Annotated in this window: 3 protein-coding genes; 2 read left to right on the top strand and 1 reads right to left on the bottom strand. The window is 69.6% G+C overall.

Going from position 1 to position 1,163, the window contains the following annotated elements; translation table 11 throughout:
* Positions 1 to 46 precede the first annotated feature (46 nt).
* Entirely contained in the window at positions 47 to 634 is a 588-nt protein-coding gene (locus tag FXN61_RS49585; RefSeq protein WP_167980658.1) for a DUF3558 family protein, read from the top strand.
* A 9-nt stretch (positions 635 to 643) separates the two neighbouring features.
* On the opposite strand, the gene FXN61_RS49580 is transcribed toward FXN61_RS49585, so the two are convergent.
* Positions 644 to 847, bottom strand: a complete 204-nt coding sequence (locus FXN61_RS49580; protein WP_167980657.1) for an FmdB family zinc ribbon protein — start codon at positions 845 to 847, stop codon at positions 644 to 646.
* 32 nt (positions 848 to 879) lie between these two features.
* On the opposite strand from FXN61_RS49580, the gene FXN61_RS49575 reads away from it, so the two are divergent.
* A partial coding sequence (locus FXN61_RS49575) for an Rv1322 family protein (RefSeq protein WP_167980656.1) occupies positions 880 to 1,163 on the top strand: 284 nt, incomplete at its 3' end.

The following is a 1,163-nucleotide window of genomic DNA, read 5'->3' as shown; positions in this document are numbered from 1 at the left end:
TGAGCCGCTAACAGGAGCACCATGTCGCGTCTGGCATGGTGGTGTCATGCGGCGACTGGTGCTCCTGTTGGCTGTCCTCGTGCTCGCGTCCGGCTGTGCCAGGACGACCGTCGGGGGCAGTCCGGTCGCGCAGGCGCCGCTCGACGCCGCGTCGCCCTTCGACCAGGAGAGCTCGACCGATCCGAGCGCCTCCGAGGAACCGGACCCCGAGACCTCGCCCATCGACGGCGAGATCACGCCGGTCTGCGCCAAGTTGAAGTGGACCGACCTGCCCTACCCCGGCGCCAAGGCCGACACGCCGCCCACGCAGTACACCTACGACTCGTCGTTCGACGAGTCGTGCCGGTGGACGACGAAAGTCGATGGTGTCGAGGTCGGGGTCTCGCTCCGGTACCGCCTCAACAAGGCGATCACGATCGAACGCACCACCGGCGACTGGGACGTGAAGGGTCGCAAGGTCACCTACCTGGACCGCTCGGACGAGCCCGAGGTCGAGCCGTCGTGCGTGCTGGTCCTGCCCTACGAAGGCGGCGGGCTCGGCATCATCGTCATCGACTCGAGCGGCAAGTTCGGCACCGTGTGCGACCAGGGCCGCAAGATCGCCGAGGTGATGATCGACCGCGAGACTGCCTAGGACACGGGCCTAGCCGCAGCAGCCTCCACCGCAGCACCCGCCGCCACCACCCGCAGGCTGCTGCTGAGTGCCGCCGATACCGGCCATGGACAGCAACTTCACCGTGTCGGCATGGCCGTCGGGGCAGCTCGCCGGTGCGGACGACTCACTCATCGGGCGCTGCAGCTCGAAGGTGTCGTCACAGGTTCGGCAACGGAACTCGTAGGTCGGCACGGCCTGATTCTACGAGCGATTACCGTGTGATCGTGCCACGCCGTAACAGCCCCAAGCCAGAAGACGCCCGTCCCCTCGGTGGGGGCGTCGGCTGGGCGCGCGCAGAGTCGGGACCGGACGGCGACTGGCTGGTCCGCGCCATCTCGGGCGCGCAAGCGCAGAAGACCTACCGCTGCCCCGGCTGCGACCACGAGATCCGCCCCGGCACGCCGCACCTCGTGGCGTGGCCCGCCGAGGAGACCGGCTCGGTGGAGGAACGCCGTCACTGGCACCAGGGCTGCTGGGAGTCGCGCGGCCGCCGCGGCCCGACCGCGCG

The organism is Lentzea indica (genome assembly GCF_012184385.1).
GTDB classification, from domain to species: domain Bacteria; phylum Actinomycetota; class Actinomycetes; order Mycobacteriales; family Pseudonocardiaceae; genus Lentzea; species Lentzea indica.
Note: the sequence above shows the minus strand (reverse complement) of the source record. Positions and strands in the feature narration are given on the sequence as shown.

Excerpts from the sequence above, each read along its gene's own strand:
- FXN61_RS49585 (WP_167980658.1), top strand. The coding sequence starts at position 47 with ATGCGGCGACTGGTGCTCCTGTTGGCTGTCCTCGTGCTCGCGTCCGGC.